We start from the raw sequence: 19,597 nt of genomic DNA on the forward strand, positions 1-19,597 counted from the left end.
TCTGCTGTCTGGAGGGGTATTGCCTACTGGCTTAACAACTTTTAACGCAATGACTTGGCTTACCTTCAGTAATATTTGCTATTTTCGCGGGTGTAAATACAAACATTGCCCCGTTTTAGCAATCATTCAAGTGGCAATAAGCTATTCTTATTGATTGAAAACCAAATCATTATGCAACAATTCACCCGTATCAATGACATCACCGGTTGGGTGATGTTTGGGTTGGCTACCTTAGTATACTTATTGACCTTAGAGCCGACAGCCAGCTTTTGGGACTGTGGCGAGTTTATCGCATCGGCCTACCGCCTACAAGTACCTCACCCTCCCGGAGCGCCGTTTTTCTTACTTACAGGCCGCTTGTTTTCGCTCTTGGCCTCCGACCCACTCACAGTGGCCTATTGGGTCAATGTCTCTTCGGCGTTGTATAGTGGTCTGACGATTTTGTTCCTCTTCTGGACCATCACCCTCATCGGCCTGAAGGTACTCAAGGTTACACACCCCCAACAAGATAGCCCAGACTTTGGGCAAATCATCGCCCTGATGGGGGCAGGGGTTGTAGGCTCATTGGCCTATACTTTTTCAGACTCCTTTTGGTTTTCGGCAGTAGAGGCCGAAGTATATGCAATGTCCTCATTCTTTACGGCCTTTGTTATTTGGGCTGTTTTGAAGTGGGACAGAATCGATGATGAGGCGCTAGCCAATCGTTGGCTCATCCTGACGGCCTATATGATGGGGCTTTCTATCGGGGTACACATCCTCAACTTGGTTACCCTGCCTGCCTTGGCCTTGGTGTATTATTATAAAAAATATCCCAAGCCCAACCTCGTGGGTGTGGGCATCGCCTTGTTTGTCGGGTTGGTGATTATCGGCATTGTACTCGAAGGCGTAATCGTAGGGCTGCCTACGATGGCCGGAAACTTTGAAATATTCTTTGTCAATACCCTAGGTACGGGCTTTGGAGTAGGTATCAGCTTGTTTATACTAATTGTGCTGGGAGCGCTAGTTTTTGGGCTTTGGCTAAGCCAACAGCGCCAACAACCTATTTTGAATACCAGCTTACTTTGCTTGGCCTTTATCCTGATTGGGTATTTATCTTATGGGGTCATTGCGGTACGTGCGTTACACAACCCGCCCATCAACGAAAATGACCCTAGCGATATTATGCGCTTGGTATATTACCTCAAGCGTGAGCAGTATGGCGATCGACCGCTGATGTACGGACCGGTATATACTTCCCGGCTTGTAGACCAAAAGCGCGGCGCAGCCAAATACCGTAAAAACAATGAGTCGGGCAAATACGAAATCTATGACTACCGCACAGTCAATGAATTTGACCACAAAATGCTCTTCCCTAGGGTATACAGCCGCTCCGAAAATCACAAGCAGCTCTATGCCAACTTTATCAATGTGCCGCAAGGCGAGCACCCAAGTATGGGGCAAAATCTGTATTTCTTCTTTACCCACCAGCTAGGGCATATGTATTGGCGCTACTTTGGGTGGAATTTTGTGGGGCGCGAAAGCGACTACGAAGGCGCAGGAGTCCTCTCGCCATTTGCCAGCAACAAGGATGTACCCGAGCTGATAGCCACCAACAAAGCCCGCAACCAGTTTTATGCCCTACCACTGATATTGGGCATCTTGGGCTTGGTATACCTCAGTATGCACAGCCCACGGCTGACTTTTATGACCGGAATGCTCTTTGTCTTGACTGGTGTGGCGCTTATCATCTACCTCAACTCCCCACCCGTAGAACCACGAGAACGGGACTATATCTATGTCGGCTCTTTTTATGCTTTTGCGATATGGATAGGCCTAGGGGTGATGTTTTTGTATGACCTCTTGCTAAAGGCCATCAAATTGCCGCTGCCGGCAGCGGCAATTGCCATAGTCCTGAGCCTTATCCCGCCAGTGCTCATGGGGCAACAGGGTTGGGATGACCACAACCGCCAAAACCGCTACTATTCTGTAGACTCTGCCCGTAACCTACTCGCCTCCTGCGCACCCAATGCCATCTTGTTTACTGGTGGAGACAATGATACCTTCCCGCTGTGGTATGTGCAGGATGTAGAAGGCTTCCGCACAGATGTGCGGGTCTGTAACCTCAGCCTCTTAGGTACTGATTGGTACATCAAGCAGATGAAGCGCCCTGTGTATGAGTCAGAAGCGCTACCGATTTCTTTGGAATACGAAAACTTTATCGAAGGCACCAACGACCAAGTTCCTTATCTCGAAGAACACCCCAATATCGACCCGGCGAGGCTTCAGGCGCTGCGCCAAAACGGGATGAACCTAGAGACCTATATCCAGCTCATTCGCGAAAATAATAACCTCGTCCGTGTGAATTTCCGCACCGTAACCCTCAATACCCTCCCTACCAAGCGGATGGTATTGGAGCTAGACAGCGCGGCAATCGTAGCACAAGGCTTTGTGCCTGAGAACCTCAAGCCCGGCTTGCAACGCTATATGGTATGGGACTTGGAAGCCAATGACCTTTTCAAGAGCGACTTGATGGTGCTTGACCTTATCGCGACCAACAACCGCGAGGGCTGGAAACGGCCTATTTACTTCTCTACAACGCTGGGGCGTTCTAGCTATCTCAACTTGCACGAGTACCTACAACAAGAGGGATTGGCCTACCGCTTGATGCCTGTCAGAATACAAGGTGCACGCAATGGTTATGTGAATAGCGAACTGATGTATGAGAATATGATGAAAAACTTCCACTATCGGGAGCTAAACAACCCTAATGTGTATTATAGCGATACTTATCGTTCTTTCCCGTTGGGCTTGCGCAATGCGTTTTATCAGCTCTCTAGCCAATTGATTCGCGAAGGCAAACCAGATAAGGCCAAAGAAGTCATCAACAAAGCTTTTGAAGTATTGCCCGACGAGGCGCACCCCTACGACTTCTACACCCCGCCGTTGGTGAGTATATTGCTCAAGGTAGGGGAAACCGAAAAAGCAATCAAGGTAGCAGATACGATGGTGCGCCGTGCCAATGAGATGATTACGTATCTTGCCAGCCGCAACCGCTTCGACGAGTATGAAGTCCGCATTAATTTCTCTATCATTGGGCAGTTGGCTGATATTATGCGCCGCGAAGGACAAGAAGAAGTAGCCAAACGCTACGAATCCATTCTCAATACCCAAAGCACGCGCTTGAGCAACTAGAAAGCACGGTTGGACAATCAATAAATAACCCCCTCAAGCTATATAAGCACTGAGGGGGTTGTTGGTTTTAGGAGTTTTTCGCAGGCCACACTGCTATATTTTTCAAACTCCATAGTTAAAAATGTGGGCTAAGTTTCGTTTTATCCCCAAATGAGGCCTCCGCTTGTCTCGGAGTTCCAAGCTACTTTCCCAAAAATGTTCAGTGGCGTGAACTGTTCAATAAATAATCTCCCCTATTTCCATAGAGGTACCCTGGACTAATTTGGCTGGCCTATTCTTCAACCAAAAAAGAGCGCTGCACCCTGAAGATATAGTAATGTCGATAGCCTTTTGAAAACTCTATGGCACTGACCCTAAGGATGGTATATACCGGTATGGCGGCAATCATCCCGACAGCCCCGGCGATAGACGCACCGGCAAAGATGACAATAAATATCTCCAGTGGATGGGCTTTGACACTCTTGGAGAAAATCAGCGGTTGTAAGAACACATTGTCTGTAAACTGAGCAATGCCAAATACCACGGCGTTTTTGAGTGTCAGAAAGAGATACTCCTGTGGGGAAAGTTCAAATCCGACAATGGTATAAGAAACCAACAACGAAAACAAAAAGCCAAGCGCAGGCCCTAAATAGGGGATGAGATTGATGACTGCGCCAAACAAGGCAATGGTCAACGCGTATTTGGCTCCTACAATATACAGACCGACAGAAATGATGCTGAACATCGCCAAAATCTGTAATAACAAGCCCGCTAGGTAATTGGAAAGCAGGTGCTCGATTTTGTAGACCGTCGTAATGACTACTTCAAAGTAGGCGTTGGGTACTAGTGCCAACATATTGCGACGGAGAATACCCTTTTCATACAGTAGAAAAAAGGTGATAAAGCTGATGGCCAGCAAATAAATAAACACCGTTCCGGTGATGTTGAGCAAGTTATTGAGCAGCCCTCCGATATTGTGATAATCAAAAATACCAGTAAAAAAGCTCCGAATGCTTTCCAGCAAGAAACCATCCGGCTCTGTGACACCGACATTGTCGCGAAGCCATTTTTCACTATTCTTGAGCACACGATCGAGCGAGGCAGGGTTTTCTTGTATTTTGGCTTGGGCAGCATAGAGCGCCTCCACCTGCTCCGTAACCAAGGGGATAAACAACAGGGAGACAAGCGCCAAGAAGCCAATCAGCACACTGAAAGACAAAAAAACGGCCATAAAACGCGGTAACTTAAGCCTGAAAAACTCAAAGTCGTCAATCCGGTCAGTCAGTGGACGCAAGATAAAGGCTAAGATAAGCGAAATCAACAGGTAGACGACAATGTCCCGAAATAGCCAAAATGCAATCCAAGCAGCTAGGCTTAGCAGCAGTATCCCCCAAAAAAATTTGGTTTTGAAGATTTGCATAACAAGAGGGTCTTAGTATGAAGACAAGATACGAAATTTCGGCAATCTATTATACGCCGCCGCTGGCAGCCTGCATCATCACAGCACAGAGCCAAGCACCATAAGTCCCCACGGCATACCCCAATACCGCCAGCAAAACCCCCACCGGAGCCAAGGAGGGGTGAAAAGCCGTCGCGATGATAGGAGCAGAGGCTGCCCCACCGACATTGGCCTGACTGCCGACGGCCACGAAGAAAAAAGGCGCTCGAATCAGCCAAGCTACCAAGAGCAAGACGCTGATGTGGGTCAGCATCCATACCGCACCAATCAAAAACAAGACGGGTGCTTTGAAGATAGCCGTCAAGTCCATCTGCAAGCCAATCGTAGCTACCAAAATATAGAGCAATAAACTGCCCAACTTGGAGGCACCTGCGCCTTCGAGCCTACGCAAGGAGCTGATAGAAGCCAAGAGACCAAAGGTGGTAGCCAATACCACGACCCAGAAAAAGCCCGAAGTGAGGCTGAAGCGTTCCAGCGACGGGTAGTGTGCTTTGATGTAGGGTGTAATCCTATCGGCCATCCAATAGGCCAAACCTACCAAGCCAAAGCCTGTGGCGCTGAGCTTGACCCAATCGGTGAGGGTTGGGAGGCGGGCGACAGTGGCTTGGTAGGCTTCTACCTGGCGCTGTACGGCTTCTATGCTGCTGCTATCAGCCTTGAGCTTCCGATCGATATAACGATGGATGCCCGCCCCATAGAGCAAGACTGCCAGCCAGAGGTTGCCCGTCAGGATGTCGACGGCTATCATCTGCGAGAAAAGCTGGTCGCTGGCACCAAAGACTTCCTTCATCGCCACTTGGTTGGCACTGCCCCCTATCCAACTGCCGGCAATGGTGGCTAGGCCGCGCCAAAGGGCATCGCTGCCCACTCCCAAGGTTTCGGGGAACAGGCTGCCCACGACCAACAGCGCCACCGGACCGCCCAAAATCACACCCAAGGTGCCGGCCAAGAACATCGCAACGGCCTTGAAACCCAGCTTGGCGATAGCGGCCAAATCGATACCCAAGGTGAAAAACACCAAACTGGCCGGCAACAGATAACGAGAAGCTACCATATACAGCTGGCTTTGCCCTGGATCTACTGCCCGAAAAGCCCAATCCTGTCCTTCGCCCCAAGTGATGCTCAACAGGGAGGGCAGAAAATAACATAACAATACGGTAGGTACATAGCGGTAAAAACCGGCAAACCGTGGCAAACTCGCCGTGTGAAAAATCAAGGCCAGCAGCCCTAGTAAGATGCCCAACAAAACAGCATCGTTTTGGATAAGCACGGTAACCGTAGTAGATAGGAGTGTCATCAAATCAGTATTTTTTGTTGTTTGAAGTCTTTCAATACGATCGCCAATACCATAGCTATTCGATACTGACAGCGTATAATTTAACGAAATTTAGAAATATTTCGTCATTAAAAAAATTGTAGGTACTATCTGGGGAGGTATTTAAAAAATATTCATAGCACATTTGAGCCTTTTGAATTGCTTTTAGAGCTGTAGTAGAAAGGTTTGGGTTGTTGAGCTGTTTTTTGCATTTTTCTAATAATATTTGACTCGCCAACTTGCAGGTAAAGGCGATGTTGACAGCGTTGGTGAGCTGATTTGGCTTATAGTTTTTGAAATCTGAGAGTCCGAAAAACTGTTTGGCATCCCGAAAATCAAACTCAATCTGAAACTTGAGGACATAATACTTGATGAGCAACAACGGACTGAGCGTAAGATCATCTGTAAAGAGAATGGTCTGACCTACTTTTTGGGATTGCTTCGTTGAATGATGACTACTTGAATGAGTTGTTCTTTGATGGTATCGGCATAGACTTGCAAGGCCCATACTTTTGTATTTGGTTCTTGGAGATTGTGGTCTTCAGGCAGGCTCAATAGATATTTTTGGGGGATTTGGGCGTATTCTAGCTTTTTATCATATTTTTTGGGTCTGCCTCTGCCTTGGTTTTTTCGCTCAGGTAGGGTAAAATCAGGTGTGCGTTGCACTTGAGTTTGGAAATCATCTTCAGCCCCTTACTTTGTGCATACTTGAGATAGTGCTGATTGTCATAAAAGCCTTCTAAAACAATATAGGGTAAGATTATACTGGCGCAATGCCTTGCTAATTGAAGCAGCAAATCATCAACAGGGCTTTTAAAAGTTACGAACGACAGACTCTCGGGCTCGGTATAGGGCTTATTTTTGCTGCCCTTAGGTCTGCCCCTTTTCTGCTTGAAGCCTGTATTTGAGGGTTCACTGAGAGCTGATGACACGACAGCAGCCTCTGTTTTGGTAGTTTTGATGAGTTGGAGACAAGACAAGAAATGTGACTTCTGTGCTTGCACATTCACCAAACTGACGCCTAAAAAACTAACCGAAGGAATCATTTTGCCGGCTAGAGAAGAATAAAAAGAAGCGAGTCCATACGAAGACTTACCTGATTTTTTTCCGTAGTTTCATCCAAAACTAACAAATAAATCGTCTCTAAATCAAGTAGATATGCCTTAAAAAGAAGAAGTCGAATACTGTTCCACGCAAGTGGGGCTTGGGCATAAAATCGCTCTAGTGTCCGAAATCCCAAGACCCCAAAGCGCCCTATGGCACGGGTAGTAACGGGAACAGATAATCGAAGAATAGTATAGTGAGGATGATTTGACTATGTTTGTAAAGGATACTTCTGGTTGCAAGACTAAGAGTGCTCCTAATAAATTTGGCATTTTGTTTAGGTTAGTCGTCAGAAAATTACCCTAAATAAGTGCCATTTTTTGATTTACCAAATTTGACTGATGGCGGTCATATTGGCTAAAGTCGTACTTTTATTAGTGGTTCAGCGCGGTTACATGAGCTTAGGCCAACGCCACCAAACCCCCACAGGAGGGGGCAAATGGTGGCGCGACTTGTGTGAAGGGCTAGAGGGGGATGTTGCCGTGTTTTTTCTTGGGCAGGGCAGCCACCTTGTTTTCGAGCATTTTGAAGGCACGGATGAGTTTTTGGCGGGTTTGCTCGGGCTTTATTACCTCATCTATATAGCCTCGGTGGGCGGCACGATAAGGCGTGGCAAACTTCTCCGTATATTCATCGACCTTCTCTTGGAGCTTGGCTTCGGGGTCGGCGGCTTCCATAATTTCTTTGCGGAAAATGATTTCGGCAGCGCCTTTGGCTCCCATGACGGCAATCTCTGCCGAAGGCCAAGCATAGTTCATATCTGCTCCAATGTGTTTGGAGTTCATCACATCATAGGCACCGCCATAGGCTTTGCGCGTAATGACAGTGATGCGAGGCACGGTAGCTTCGCAGAAGGCATAGAGCAGCTTGGCTCCGTTGGTGATGATGCCGTTCCACTCTTGGTCAGTGCCGGGCAAGAACCCCGGTACGTCTTCAAATACCAGCAACGGGATGTTGAAAGAGTCGCAGAATCGCACAAAACGGGCGGCCTTGGTGCTGGCGTTGATGTCAAGCACACCGGCCAATACCGCAGGCTGATTGGCTACGATGCCGATGCTGCGGCCTCCGAGGCGGGCAAAGCCTACGATGATATTTTCGGCAAAATTTTGGTGCGCTTCCAAAAACGAGCCTTCGTCAATCACGCCTTCGATTACCTCGCGAATATCGTAAGGTTGATTGGGATTTTCGGGGATGAGCTTGTTGAGCGCAGGGCGCAGCTCATCGGCTGGCTCATAGGGCAGGCTGGCCGGAATTTCTTCGCAGTTTTGAGGCATGTAGCTCAAGAGGCGCTTGATATGCTCGATGGTTTGTACCTCATTGGCACAGGCAAAATGCGCCACGCCGCTCTTGCTGCTATGGGTGATAGCACCCCCCAGCTCTTCAGACGATACCTCCTCGTTGGTAACCGTTTTGACCACTTTGGGGCCTGTTACGAACATATAGGAGGTGTTTTCGGTCATCAGGATAAAGTCTGTAATGGCAGGGGAATAGACCGCCCCGCCGGCGCAAGGCCCCATAATGGCCGAAATCTGTGGCACTACGCCAGAGGCCAAGGTATTGCGGTAAAAAATATCGGCATAGCCGGCCAGCGAGAGTACACCCTCTTGGATACGCGCTCCGCCGGAGTCGTTCAGTCCGATGACGGGCGCTCCGTTTTGGAGGGCAAGATCCATAATCTTACAAATTTTCTCGGCATAGGTCTCGGATAGTGAGCCGCCAAATACGGTAAAATCTTGCGAAAAGACATAGACCAAGCGCCCACTTACAGTACCGTATCCAGTAACCACGCCATCCCCAAGGTAGTACTCTTTGTCAAGACCAAAGTCCTTGCATCGGTGCATCACGAAGCGGCCTATCTCTTCAAAAGAGCCTTCGTCGAGCAGGAGGTCAATACGCTCACGGGCGGTGAGCTTGCCTTTGGCGTGTTGGGCATCGATACGGTCTTGGCCTCCTCCGAGGAGGGCTTCGGCGTTTTTCTTGTCTAATATCTCGAATTTTTGTTCTGTACTTTTTGTCATCTGGGATTGAGCTGTGGTAAAACCATCGTTACAACCCGTAATAATAGCCAAAAAAACGGCATCGACAAAATAGGGCTTTCGCATCTAGACAAAGACAGTTGTGTAGCCAAAATCATTGTTTTGCTCCTTTGCGGCGCGGCCTGGTTTGGGTATAGGAGTTTTAGGCAAAAAAAACGCCTCTTAGGGAGAGGCGCTTGAGGAGGGGGCATTTTTGTTCGGACGGCCTATTCGGCCAGGTGTCTATTTTGTTCGGGCGGGGCAAAGCTTAATTTTTCAAAAGAGGGTGTTTGTGGCCTATACGGTACAGGAAGACGCAACGAGGCATCAGAGGGGAGGGCAAAGCCCGTAACGAGGGTTGTGGGAGAGGGTTTGAGGCTGTTGGTAGCCAACAGGAGTTGGGCTATCTGCAAAAAAAGCCCCTCGCTCCATGCAGCATAACGTTCGTTGAGACGTTGGCGTAGCCGCTCATAGTTTTCCCAAGTATCGGCTGTGTGATACATACTAGGCAGCTCTTGGCAGAGTATATCAAGATAATCTTGATAATACAGCCCGTTTTGGTAATAATATGCCGCAAAGGCATTGGCTGTATCATTGAGCAAGCCCTCGTGGAGCGTGCCGTCCCAAAGCGCACTTAGGAGCGCACACGAAACCTCGCGGCGTTTGAAACGCGCCAGCCAGTGCAGCTCATCTTCCCAATCAACGCCGGTCAACTCTTGGTCTATCAGCCAGCCCATAAACAGACCGATATGCACGTGCGCCTGCTCTATGGGTAAGTCTGTAGGAAACTGCCCCAAAAAATGCCAGTCGGCACGGTCATAGACCAATGGCTCGGTAGAAATATTCTCGAACACAAGTGGTTTTTGCTGATAACTTGGTATGAATCTTGTACTCATAGAAAGTTTTGTCTTATTCAAAATTAGCCAAAAGAATCAGAAAACCAAGCCTTGCCGGGTATTTTTTTGGCAAGTTTGGCCGTGCTTTGCCTTTTGTGGGCAAAGGGTGTATCTTTGGCATATCAATTTTTGCTCAATACGCTTACCCTATGGCACAAAATCCCTCTCCTTCTGAAACTTATACCAATCCTTGGCAGACCGAATCGGTGCGGGAAGTATATCAAAACCCTTGGATACGCCTTACAGAGGCGCAGGTGCGCAACCCTGCCGGCAATCCGGGGATTTATGGGGTGGTACATTTTAAGAACAAAGCCATCGGCATCATTCCCATCGACGAAGAAGGCTACACCTACCTAGTGGGGCAATACCGTTATCCGTTAGAAGAATACTCTTGGGAAATACCTATGGGAGGAGGGCCTATAGCGCAGCCCATCTTGGAGTCGGCACAGCGCGAACTACAAGAGGAAACAGGCCTGACGGCGCAGCGTTGGGAGCTGATAATGCGCATACATACCTCCAACTCCGTAACGGATGAAGAAGGGTTTATTTTTTTGGCCGAAGGACTGACACAAGGGCAAACAGCTTTCGAAGAAACCGAAGACCTGCAAATCAAACGTTTGCCCTTGGCCGAAGCGGTAGCCATGGCTATGGATGGACGTATCACCGACTCACTCAGCCTAGCAGGACTGCTCAAAGTAGCGCGTTTGCGGGGAATCTAATCGACACGGCCTATGTCTTCATCTTGGCGCAACAAAATTCAACAACACCCGTGGTATCAACACTCCTTGCGGCGGATGCAGCGCGCTACTGTCAACAATGTGTCTCTTTACCGCTCTATGCGCGTGTTCTTGGCCAAGGTTACCCAAACCAACCTCCACCACCAAGCCAATGCCATTGCCTTTAGCTTTACGCTTTCTATCTTTCCGACCCTTATTTTCCTCTTTACCCTTATTCCCTACATTCCTATTCCTAACCTCACAGCCCAAGTGATGGAGTTGGTACACGATGTGTTGCCCGAGGCGCTCTATGTGCTCAGTGTAGAGACTATCTACGACATTGTAGACCGACCCCGAGGCGATTTACTCTCGTTTGGATTTGTGTTCGCTCTCTATGCCGCCACCAGCGGGGTAATCGAGCTGATAGACACCTTCAACAGCAACTACCGCTATGCCGAAAAGCGCAGCTTTTTCTACAAACGCCTGCTGGCTGTAGGCTTGGCATTTTTGTTTGCTTTTTTGCTCCTGATTATTGTTGCTGTACAAATTGTCGGACATTTTGTACTCGAAGCGTTGGTAGCCTGGCAACTCCTTACTGATACTTTCCTCTACTACCTCTTCTGGATACTGCGCTATGTGGTTGTGTTCTTGGTGTTTTTTGCCGGCATTAGTGTGATTTATTATGTAGCTCCTGCTACCGAAACCAGCTTCCGGTTTGTGTCAATGGGGGCTTCTATAGCCGCCATCTTGATAATTGTCAGCACCAACTTGTTCTCCTATTACTTGGCCAACTTTGCTACCTACAACCGCCTCTATGGCTCCATTGGCACCATGATAGCCTTTATGCTCTGGCTCTATATGTTGGCTTGGGTATTGCTCTTGGGCTTTGAAATCAATGTGGCCTTTGCTACTGTACAGGTCAAACAAAAAATGGAAGCACAACAACAAACCTCCAACACTGACAACCAAGACCCGCCAACCTCATAAGCCTACAATAGGCTCACAGGCATTTTGGAAAAGTGGTTGGCCTGTGAAACAATACCATCACCTCTAGCTGTCCGAAATGTCTAGCGACATACAATAATAGCCCTCTCAAAACCATAAAACCCCTAGAACTTTGTGTTTGTGAGGCTTTGACCATTGCTTTTTTCCAAAAAACATAGTGTAGATAGTGGTTTCCTTTGGGGTTTTTATATATTTGCCCTCGTTTTTGACACAAGTATTAACCAACCATAAACGCTTCATTATAACGTGAAAAATCTACCTCGTGCGCCAAAAGCCTTACTTATCGGTCTTTTCTCAGCAGTAGTGCTGTTTGCTTGCAACCAAAACAAATCCGCTGACAACAACCAACAGACTGCTAAAACAGAGGAGTCTAAGAAAGACGCTGTAGCAGAACTAAGCATTGCTTATGTCAACATTGATACGTTGCTGCGCAATTATGAATTCTTCAAAAAAGTAGAAAAGGAAATGAAGGGCAAGCAAAGCGTCATCGAAACAGACCTCAATGGGCGTGCATCACAGCTTGAGCGCGAAATCGCTACTTTCCAACAAAATGTCAACTCAGGAAGCATCACTATCCAAGCGGCCAAAGAACAAGAACAGCAACTGATGCAAAAGCAACAAGGTCTGATGCAATACCGCGAGAGCATTGGCCGCCAATACATGGAAGAAGAGCAGAAAAATACGGAGAAGGTTTTCAAAAATATCCGTGAGTATGTTCAGAAATACGCCCAAGACAAAGGCTATACCTTTATCTTAGAACGTGGAGGTGCTATTGTCGGCAGCGGAATATTGTTTGCTGATAGTACCCGCGACGTTACCCGCGAAATATTGAAAGGGCTGAACGACGAGTATAAAGAAAGCAGCACCAAATAAACATTACCCTCAGAACAACTGAAACCATCTCCAATTTGGGATGGTTTTTTTGTGCCCTCAGGGCAAAGCTATAGTATGCTAGAGCTTGTGTTGATAGGTATGTAAGCGCCTGATTATCAGATAAATAATACTCGAAATCTCTTGATAGCTTCTATTTAGCAGGTCTTATTGAATAGGACTGATAGATGAGCCTTGCGAATTTTTCAACACGCCTTGGTCTCCCATAGATAGAGGCAGGTGGGCCTGCGAACCCTGAATAGGACGGGCAGCATGGCTTGGAAAATCTAGCCCTGTAGAAATACGCAAGGTTTCGTGGGCGGCTTGATCAAAGGAAAAATTAAATAAGTAGGCAAAATCAATCGAAAAAACATCAAACTTTACCCCCACGCCCGTACTGAGGAAACGGCGGTTGCCCTTTTGTACGTGTTGGTGGTGGTAGCCTACCCTCACAAAAAGCAGCTCGTCGTAACTGTACTGTAGCCCTAGCGAAAAAGCCAGCTCTTGCAACTCTTCCCGCATCCCGTTGGGTGCATCTGCAAATGAGCTGAGCATTCCTTGTAGCACCCCCATCCGTGTGGGATCCATCCCGCGTAGCGGCAGTCCTTGAGCGTCGCGTTTGGGTGGGGTAGGTACTAGCAGCTTGCCCAACTCTACCGTACCCGTTAGTCGGTTGAAAAAATCCAAATTACAGCCCAAAGAAGTGCCCAAGCGCAAATTGGTTGGGAGAAATTGCGCATCTCCTAGTTGGCCATACGAAAACTTGGGGCCGATATTTTGGATAGCCAGCCCCCAACTCCATTGCCATTCGGCCAAGGTATTGTCAAAAACGCGCCGATAATACACGCCAAGATCAAAAGCAAAGCCTTGGCCTGCCTGCGCATCCAGTTGGTTGCTAAAGACAAAGTCGGGAGCAAGATTAGAATGGATAAACTTCCCGCTCAAAGACAGCCCAACATACGGGCTGAGGCGGCGGGCATAGGCCAAGCTCAGCGCCAGCTCCCGAGGGGAGAGGTGCTGGAAAACAGCGCCTTGTTGGTTGAGTAGGTCATAAGTACCAAGGTTGAAATACTGTAATGATAGCCCAAGTGTTTGTAGCCGCCCTAGCTTATAATAGCCGGCTATATTGGCCAAAAACATCTCGTTGCTCAGGTCTTGTGGCCAAGGCGTATATGAGAGATTGACACCCGCTTTTTTGTCGATAAGCGCCAGTTTGCCCCCATTCCAATAGACATCATTGGCAGATAACGTAAGTGTAGACACCCCGCTGCCTCCTAGGGCGGTGCTGGCCGCATCAGGAGAAATTAGCAAAAACGGCACTGCGGTACGGATAGCTCTTGAGGATGATTCTTGGGCGTTGGTGTAGCCCATCCCCGGAATATTAGGAGGGGGGTACAAGCGTTGTGCCCATAGTTTTTGTTCACATCCTACGCTGATAGCCCAACTGCAAAAAACAGCTACTAATCCAGAAGGCAAAAAGGTAGCTCTTCTCATAATCCACACTTGTGTAAACAATCGCTGCAATACGTCCCTATAACAATTGTTGGAAGGCAAACGTGCCATAGGAGTGTTGGACAGCTTCGACAAGTAACGAAATTTATCTGCCAAAACAAAGTTTTAGCTTCGTTTGATTTGGCAGTTTGTTTCTTCCAAGGAGCAGGGCTTATGTTTGGGTATCTTTGGGGAGGGTAAAATACCCTCTTTAGGATTATAAATCCGTATATTTGCGTATGGGCTACCAACGAAAAAAATTGGTAACAGAGGCTTTAACCAATCAGAATACCAGCGATACTTTCGTCGTCATCAGGCCCGAGTATATATACGTAAAAAATTACGTGTGTTGAAGCGCTATCAATTGGGGAAGGAGTTTTCAGAAATAGCTGTCTATTTTGGGATTCACGGGCAGAGTGTCCGTAAATACATCAATACCTATATATGAGGTGAGTTTGAGGCGCTCTGCAAAGCCGAGCAGAAGTCGCTAAACTTACAGAAGAACCTCCATTTCATAGCTGCTTATTCACCCAAGTTGAATCTGGTGGAATATGCCATTCACTGGATTAGGCAAAAAGTTTTGTATCACGCGGATTGTAAAACCGGATTAGCTGAGTTTGAAGAACGTATCAAAGTACTTTGCAAGCAAGCTGATTTCCTGACTAAAGAAAACATTATCAATATTTTAGCTTACATAGAAAGCCTAGTACTCAAAATATGAGTATGTTGCCCGAAAGGGAGTAAGTGAAACCATTGTGGTGATTGTTTTGAAACTTCAGTATTCAAGTTACCGACTAATTTTTTGGGCGTTTGGAGGCTCCCTCAAAGTAGAATACGAGAGGGATTCCTTCAAAAGTAATGACGTATTCTGCTATCCTTCAGTTGAAGTGCGCCTTGTACTGTATCAAAACAGTCGCAGCCGCTTGTGGGTTATAGGTTAGCATAAAAGATAGCCGAAGTGTCTAAAAAATTGGCAGACAGAGGCATAGGCCTAAACAGACATATAGCGCCTATTTGTGTACTTTTATAGGCTAATAAATTGGTTTTCAGTTATTTATAAAATATTTCAAGTACAAACGATTTGAGCTTGACCCTCTAATCGAAATAAGTGGAGAAATATCTGGTGTTGTGGGAAGTGTGTACACAGAAAAACCCTCGGGCAACAAATCTAACGGGGGCTTGATGATATTGCCACAGGCTCCACAAAAATGCTATCTTTGTTAAGAAAACAAAACCCATTCACCTTTCTGATACGTATATGACTCTTTGGAAATCAATCGTTTGTCATACGATACTTACCCTGTTTTGGATGTCTGCGTTAGAAGCCCAACAACTAGACAAACCTGCCTACAGATTATTTGACAGCAACGGACAAGAGAGCAACTATGCTGCCTTGCTCAAAGAAGCAGTCAAGGCTGATGTAGTGCTTTTTGGGGAATTGCACAACAACCCCATCTGCCATTGGTTACAGATAGAGCTGGCACAAGACCTTCACCAAGCCCGTGAAAATGCCTTGGTTTTGGGAGGAGAAATGTTCGAAGCCGACGATCAGCTGGCGCTCAATGAATACCTTACGGGCTTGTTGAGTGATGCTAACTTTGAGTCTGAAACCAAAATTTGGACAAACTACAAAACAGATTATAAGCCTCTAATCGCTTTTGCAGCCCAAAAACAGCTCCCTTTTATAGCTACCAATATCCCCCGTCGCTATGCCTCGATGGTCTCCCGCTCGGGCTTGGAGGTGCTCGAAAAGCTTCCCTCTGAAGTACGCCAATGGATCGCGCCTCTACCGATTGTGGTAGACCTTAGCCTGCCCGGGTATGCTCAAATGATGGAAATGATGCAGGGGCACGGAGGCGGAATGAAGGCAGCCAACTTTGCCCAGGCCCAGGCCATCAAGGATGCTACAATGGCGCACCGTATCTTGGCCAATTGGCACAAAGACAAAACCTTTTTGCACTTCAACGGTGCGTATCATTCAGACAATCACGAGGGGATTGTATGGTACTTGCGCAAACAAGCACCTAAGCTCAAGATATTGACTATCAGTACTGTAGAGCAGGCTTCTATCCAAACCCTACAAGAGGATGCCAAGCAAAAAGCTGATTTTATCATCGCTACCCCCAATACTATGACCAAGACCTACTAGCAGCGCCGGATAGGGCGCAGAGAATGCCCTAAGATACGGCCTGTGTGATGGCTAGTCGCTGCTTCTTTTCTTCGATGGCGGCAGTGATAGCGGGCAGCTGCTTGAAAGTATGCTGGTAGCCAATCTCAAAAATCTCGTCGGCTTTGTTGAGGTTAAACACGTGATAGGGCATCAGCGCAAGCGGCTCTATGACCACATCAAACTTTTTGAAGTTCAGCCGCGCATTCCGGTGGATAGTCAATAGCAGAGACTGCGCCAATACCGAACGAATAGATGAAGGCTCTACGTGTTTGTGAAAAGGGTTGATGTGTGCGCCTATCGTAAAATCACAATCCGCTACCGGGGTGTAGGGAAGGTTGTCGATTACGCCCCCGTCAATAAGGGTTTTGCCTTCAAACTCTATTGGGTTGAAAATCACCGGTATAGCCGACGAAGCCAGCATTGGAGGGATGAGCTTGCCGCTAGAAAAAAGCTGCGGCTCTCCCTCATAAATATCCGTCGTCAGAATAACCAACTCACCTCGTTGTAGCCCTTCAAAGCTATTGTGGGGGATATATTCTTTGAGCAAGGGCGCAATGGTGCGGATGTCGAGCAGACCTTTGATGCTGAAAGACGGGCGGATAAAGCGGAATAGGTTGGTTTGCTTGACAATCTCAAGGATTTCGAAGGGGCTATAGCCCTGCCCATAGAGCGCTCCCACCAAGGAGCCGGCGCTTACGCCCACGATTTTGTCAGGATGAATATTGGCCTCAGCCAGCGCTTGTAAAATGCCCAAGTGGGCGATGCCGCGAGCACCCCCTCCCGAAAGACTAATGCCTATTTTCATAAAAAGCAACAAGTATAAGTAGTTGTATGGAGTATACCAATGTTAGAACGCGAGAAACAGGCTAATCGTTTTGATGTCAGTAAATCAAATAAATCTTGATTACAAGCCACTGGACGTTTTTGGGAAAGTAGTCTGGAACTTCAGCTCTAAGGCAAATTAATGCCTTATTGGGAGATGAATAAGGCTTAACCCACAGTGTTGACTATGGGATTTGGGGAATGTATATGCTGAAAACCCTTGAACATCAAAAAACAAATCCTGTAAGAGCTTGTCTAAATTTTCAGCGCGGCACTCAAAAACAGCTGATTTTTGCGCTGATACTAGGCAAAAAGCGCTGGCCTTATATATAGTCCACGATTTTAATCGTGGGAGGGCTACGGCGAGCATTTTTAACGAATTAGCAGCCAAAAAGCGGCGTTTTGGTGTCGATGAAGAGAATTTTAGACAAGCTCCGGCTTCGCGCTTTCCCTGCTTAGGCCGCTTGAGCCTGCTTAGGCAAATGCGCCCGGATGTGGGTCGAAATATCAGGCTTGGGTACTTGTTGGTTTTCGATGAAGAACTCAAAAATCTCCAACTCCTCTCCCTCTTCTAGCGCAAACTTGGGGCGCAAGTCAAAAATACGGTCTTCCTCAAACCACTCATCCAACCAAACATACAACTCATATAAAAGAGCATCCTTGCGGGTGTGTGAGCGTGTTATTTGCTCATTGGTATCACCATAAGGAATAAAACACAGGCTCATCTGAGCTTGTTGTGTGTTGTGCGCAATGTAGTAATGAAAGCGCAAATCCCTGAAAAAGAAATCATTAATCATAATCACAAATCAACTTAATACTCTTGGCTAAACGCGCAACTGCTTGACTTCGTTTGCCTTGTGTAAGTTTTGGGACATATAAACAGCAAGCTCTATGGGTAAATTAAGCTATATATAGATTATTTTGAACTTTATGGATAATGCAGCTGATTTATTTGGGAGATGATTGTATTTGCGGCGAATAATGCGCAGCTTTGGATAATAGTGCTTTTTTTGAACCCTAACGACGCTTTTTCTGACCATTATGCTGACCGCCAAAGCTGTGCAAGTACGTTACCGCAGCACCTACCAACTTTTGGACAATGCCGATGCAGAGACCTTGTGCTTTGGGCAAGCCCTGTTGCGGGGGCAGGCCGCCGACAGGGGGCTGTATATGCCTACCGAGATACCGCCCATCATCACGCCGGCCTGGCTCGCCACCATGCGCCAACGACCCTACCACGAGGTGGCTACGGCGCTATTGGCTGCTTTTGTGGGCGATGATATGCCGCTCTCTACCCTCGAAAGCCTTTGCCAAGCAGCCTATCAAAACCCTCGCTGGGGCGCGCAGGGTCTGCACATTCCGTTGACGACACTCGATACACACACGACCGTCGCCCATCTCGACCAAGGCCCTACGGCCTCATTCAAAGACTTTGCCGCCCAATGGATGGCCAAAGCAATGCAGTATTACTTGCCTGAAGGCAAACAGCTGACCATCCTCGTTGCTACCTCGGGCGACACGGGCAGCGCCGTAGCAGAAGCTTTTCGAGGGCTGCACGGCATTCGGGTGGTGTTGCTCTATCCACAGGCCGAAGTCAGCGCCATACAACGCCTACAACTCGCAAGGGGAGGGGATAATATTTTCCCGCTGGCCATCGATGGCAAGTTTGACGATTGCCAGCGGCTGGTCAAAGAAGCCTTTGCTGATGAAGCTTTACAACATCTTGGACTCAACTCGGCCAACTCTATCAATATCGGGCGGGTGTTGCCACAGTTAGTTTATTATGTATACCTCTACTTGCAGTATGCCGAAGCAGGGGAGCAACTATCTTTCTGTATTCCTTCTGGCAACTTGGGCAACTCTCTAGGCTGTGAATTGGCCCGCAGGATGGGGCTGCCCATACACCGCCTAGTGATTGGAACCAACGCCAATGATGCCTTCCCTAAATGGCTCCAAACAGGCCATTATCAGCCTATCAGCCCCTCGCGCCCTTGTGTGTCCAATGCGATGAATGTAGGGCATCCGAGCAATTTGGCCCGCTATTTTGCCCTAGCCAATGGCTTGATGGACTATCAAGGCAATATCTTGACATCGCCCGACCGACAGGCAATGCAGCAGACGCTCTGCGCCTATGCCATCAGTGATGAGGAGACGTTCCAAACAATGAAAACGGTCTACCAAGGCCAAAGGGTTGTCTTAGAGCCACATACGGCTGTAGGCTATGCAGCCTTGCAGCGCTATCGCCAAGACTACCCCCAAGACCATACCCGAACAATCTTGATTTCGACGGCACACCCGGCCAAGTTTGGGGAGATTGTCGAACCTTGTTTGGGTATTGTACCGGAGCTCCCCCCAAGTTTGCGCGAATTACCTGCTGATACCCAAGAGATTACCTTATCTGCAGATTATATCGCTTTGAAGAGTTATTTGCTTACAATGGTCTGATAACCAATGATTTGTGGTAGATTTTGTTTGGTTTTCTTGATATCCAAAAATTTGCAGCACACACATTGCCCAACCCAATCTCCATTGGATATAAACAACAACCTCAAGCTCCATCATATTCACCTTCGATTTACTCAAA

At 47.6% G+C, this 19,597-nt stretch carries 14 protein-coding genes; 6 read left to right on the forward strand and 8 right to left on the reverse strand.

Going from position 1 to position 19,597, the window contains the following annotated elements; all coding sequences use genetic code 11:
- The first annotated feature begins 171 nt into the window (after window positions 1–171).
- Window positions 172–3,171, forward strand: a complete 3,000-nt coding sequence (locus tag G499_RS0101390) for a glycosyltransferase family 117 protein (protein ID WP_026998460.1) — start codon at window positions 172–174, stop codon at window positions 3,169–3,171.
- 271 nt (window positions 3,172–3,442) lie between these two features.
- Here G499_RS0101390 and G499_RS0101395 read toward each other — a convergent pair whose 3' ends face one another.
- The 5 genes from G499_RS0101395 to G499_RS22100 all read right to left on the reverse strand — a co-directional run bounded on the left by G499_RS0101395 (window position 3,443) and on the right by G499_RS22100 (window position 9,939).
- Window positions 3,443–4,570, reverse strand: coding sequence for an AI-2E family transporter (locus G499_RS0101395; RefSeq protein WP_026998461.1), 1,128 nt, complete (start codon window positions 4,568–4,570; stop codon window positions 3,443–3,445).
- Window positions 4,571–4,619: 49 nt separating this feature from the next.
- A complete protein-coding gene (locus G499_RS0101400) occupies window positions 4,620–5,906 on the reverse strand; it encodes a DUF819 family protein (RefSeq protein ID WP_035726239.1) in 1,287 nt (428 codons plus the stop codon).
- Between the two features lie 441 nt (window positions 5,907–6,347).
- Window positions 6,348–6,590, reverse strand: a complete 243-nt coding sequence (locus G499_RS21645; protein WP_154658272.1) for a hypothetical protein — start codon at window positions 6,588–6,590, stop codon at window positions 6,348–6,350.
- 902 nt (window positions 6,591–7,492) lie between these two features.
- A complete protein-coding gene (locus G499_RS0101415; protein WP_026998464.1) occupies window positions 7,493–9,046 on the reverse strand; it encodes an acyl-CoA carboxylase subunit beta in 1,554 nt (517 codons plus the stop codon).
- A 224-nt stretch (window positions 9,047–9,270) separates the two neighbouring features.
- Window positions 9,271–9,939, reverse strand: a complete 669-nt coding sequence (locus G499_RS22100; protein WP_211231575.1) for a DUF7832 domain-containing protein — start codon at window positions 9,937–9,939, stop codon at window positions 9,271–9,273.
- A 149-nt stretch (window positions 9,940–10,088) separates the two neighbouring features.
- Between G499_RS22100 and G499_RS0101425 the strand changes: the two genes are divergently transcribed.
- From G499_RS0101425 to G499_RS18305, 3 genes are all read left to right on the forward strand, one after another.
- A complete protein-coding gene (locus tag G499_RS0101425; protein ID WP_035726365.1) occupies window positions 10,089–10,658 on the forward strand; it encodes an NUDIX domain-containing protein in 570 nt (189 codons plus the stop codon).
- Window positions 10,659–10,670: 12 nt separating this feature from the next.
- Complete coding sequence (locus G499_RS18300) at window positions 10,671–11,642, forward strand: YihY/virulence factor BrkB family protein (protein ID WP_081413590.1); 972 nt, start codon at window positions 10,671–10,673, stop codon at window positions 11,640–11,642.
- Between the two features lie 264 nt (window positions 11,643–11,906).
- A complete protein-coding gene (locus tag G499_RS18305) occupies window positions 11,907–12,533 on the forward strand; it encodes an OmpH/Skp family outer membrane protein (RefSeq protein ID WP_081413591.1) in 627 nt (208 codons plus the stop codon).
- 165 nt (window positions 12,534–12,698) lie between these two features.
- On the opposite strand, the gene porV is transcribed toward G499_RS18305, so the two are convergent.
- Window positions 12,699–14,024, reverse strand: coding sequence for a type IX secretion system outer membrane channel protein PorV (porV, locus tag G499_RS18310; RefSeq protein WP_161627666.1), 1,326 nt, complete (start codon window positions 14,022–14,024; stop codon window positions 12,699–12,701).
- A 1,306-nt stretch (window positions 14,025–15,330) separates the two neighbouring features.
- Here porV and G499_RS0101450 point away from each other — a divergent pair.
- Entirely contained in the window at window positions 15,331–16,170 is an 840-nt protein-coding gene (locus G499_RS0101450) for a ChaN family lipoprotein (RefSeq protein WP_051295818.1), read from the forward strand.
- Between the two features lie 28 nt (window positions 16,171–16,198).
- On the opposite strand, the gene G499_RS0101455 is transcribed toward G499_RS0101450, so the two are convergent.
- Complete coding sequence (locus tag G499_RS0101455) at window positions 16,199–16,996, reverse strand: patatin-like phospholipase family protein (protein WP_026998467.1); 798 nt, start codon at window positions 16,994–16,996, stop codon at window positions 16,199–16,201.
- Window positions 16,997–17,468: 472 nt separating this feature from the next.
- Window positions 17,469–17,810: a hypothetical protein gene (locus G499_RS0101465; protein WP_026998468.1), complete on the reverse strand. Its 342-nt coding sequence runs from the start codon at window positions 17,808–17,810 to the stop codon at window positions 17,469–17,471.
- A 244-nt stretch (window positions 17,811–18,054) separates the two neighbouring features.
- Between G499_RS0101465 and thrC the strand changes: the two genes are divergently transcribed.
- Window positions 18,055–19,458 carry a threonine synthase gene (thrC, locus tag G499_RS18315; RefSeq protein WP_051295819.1) on the forward strand — a complete coding sequence of 468 codons (1,404 nt, stop codon included), beginning with the start codon at window positions 18,055–18,057 and terminating at the stop codon, window positions 19,456–19,458.
- Window positions 19,459–19,597 lie beyond the last annotated feature (139 nt).

This window comes from Eisenibacter elegans DSM 3317 (genome assembly GCF_000430505.1).
GTDB classification, from domain to species: Bacteria; Bacteroidota; Bacteroidia; order Cytophagales; family Microscillaceae; genus Eisenibacter; species Eisenibacter elegans.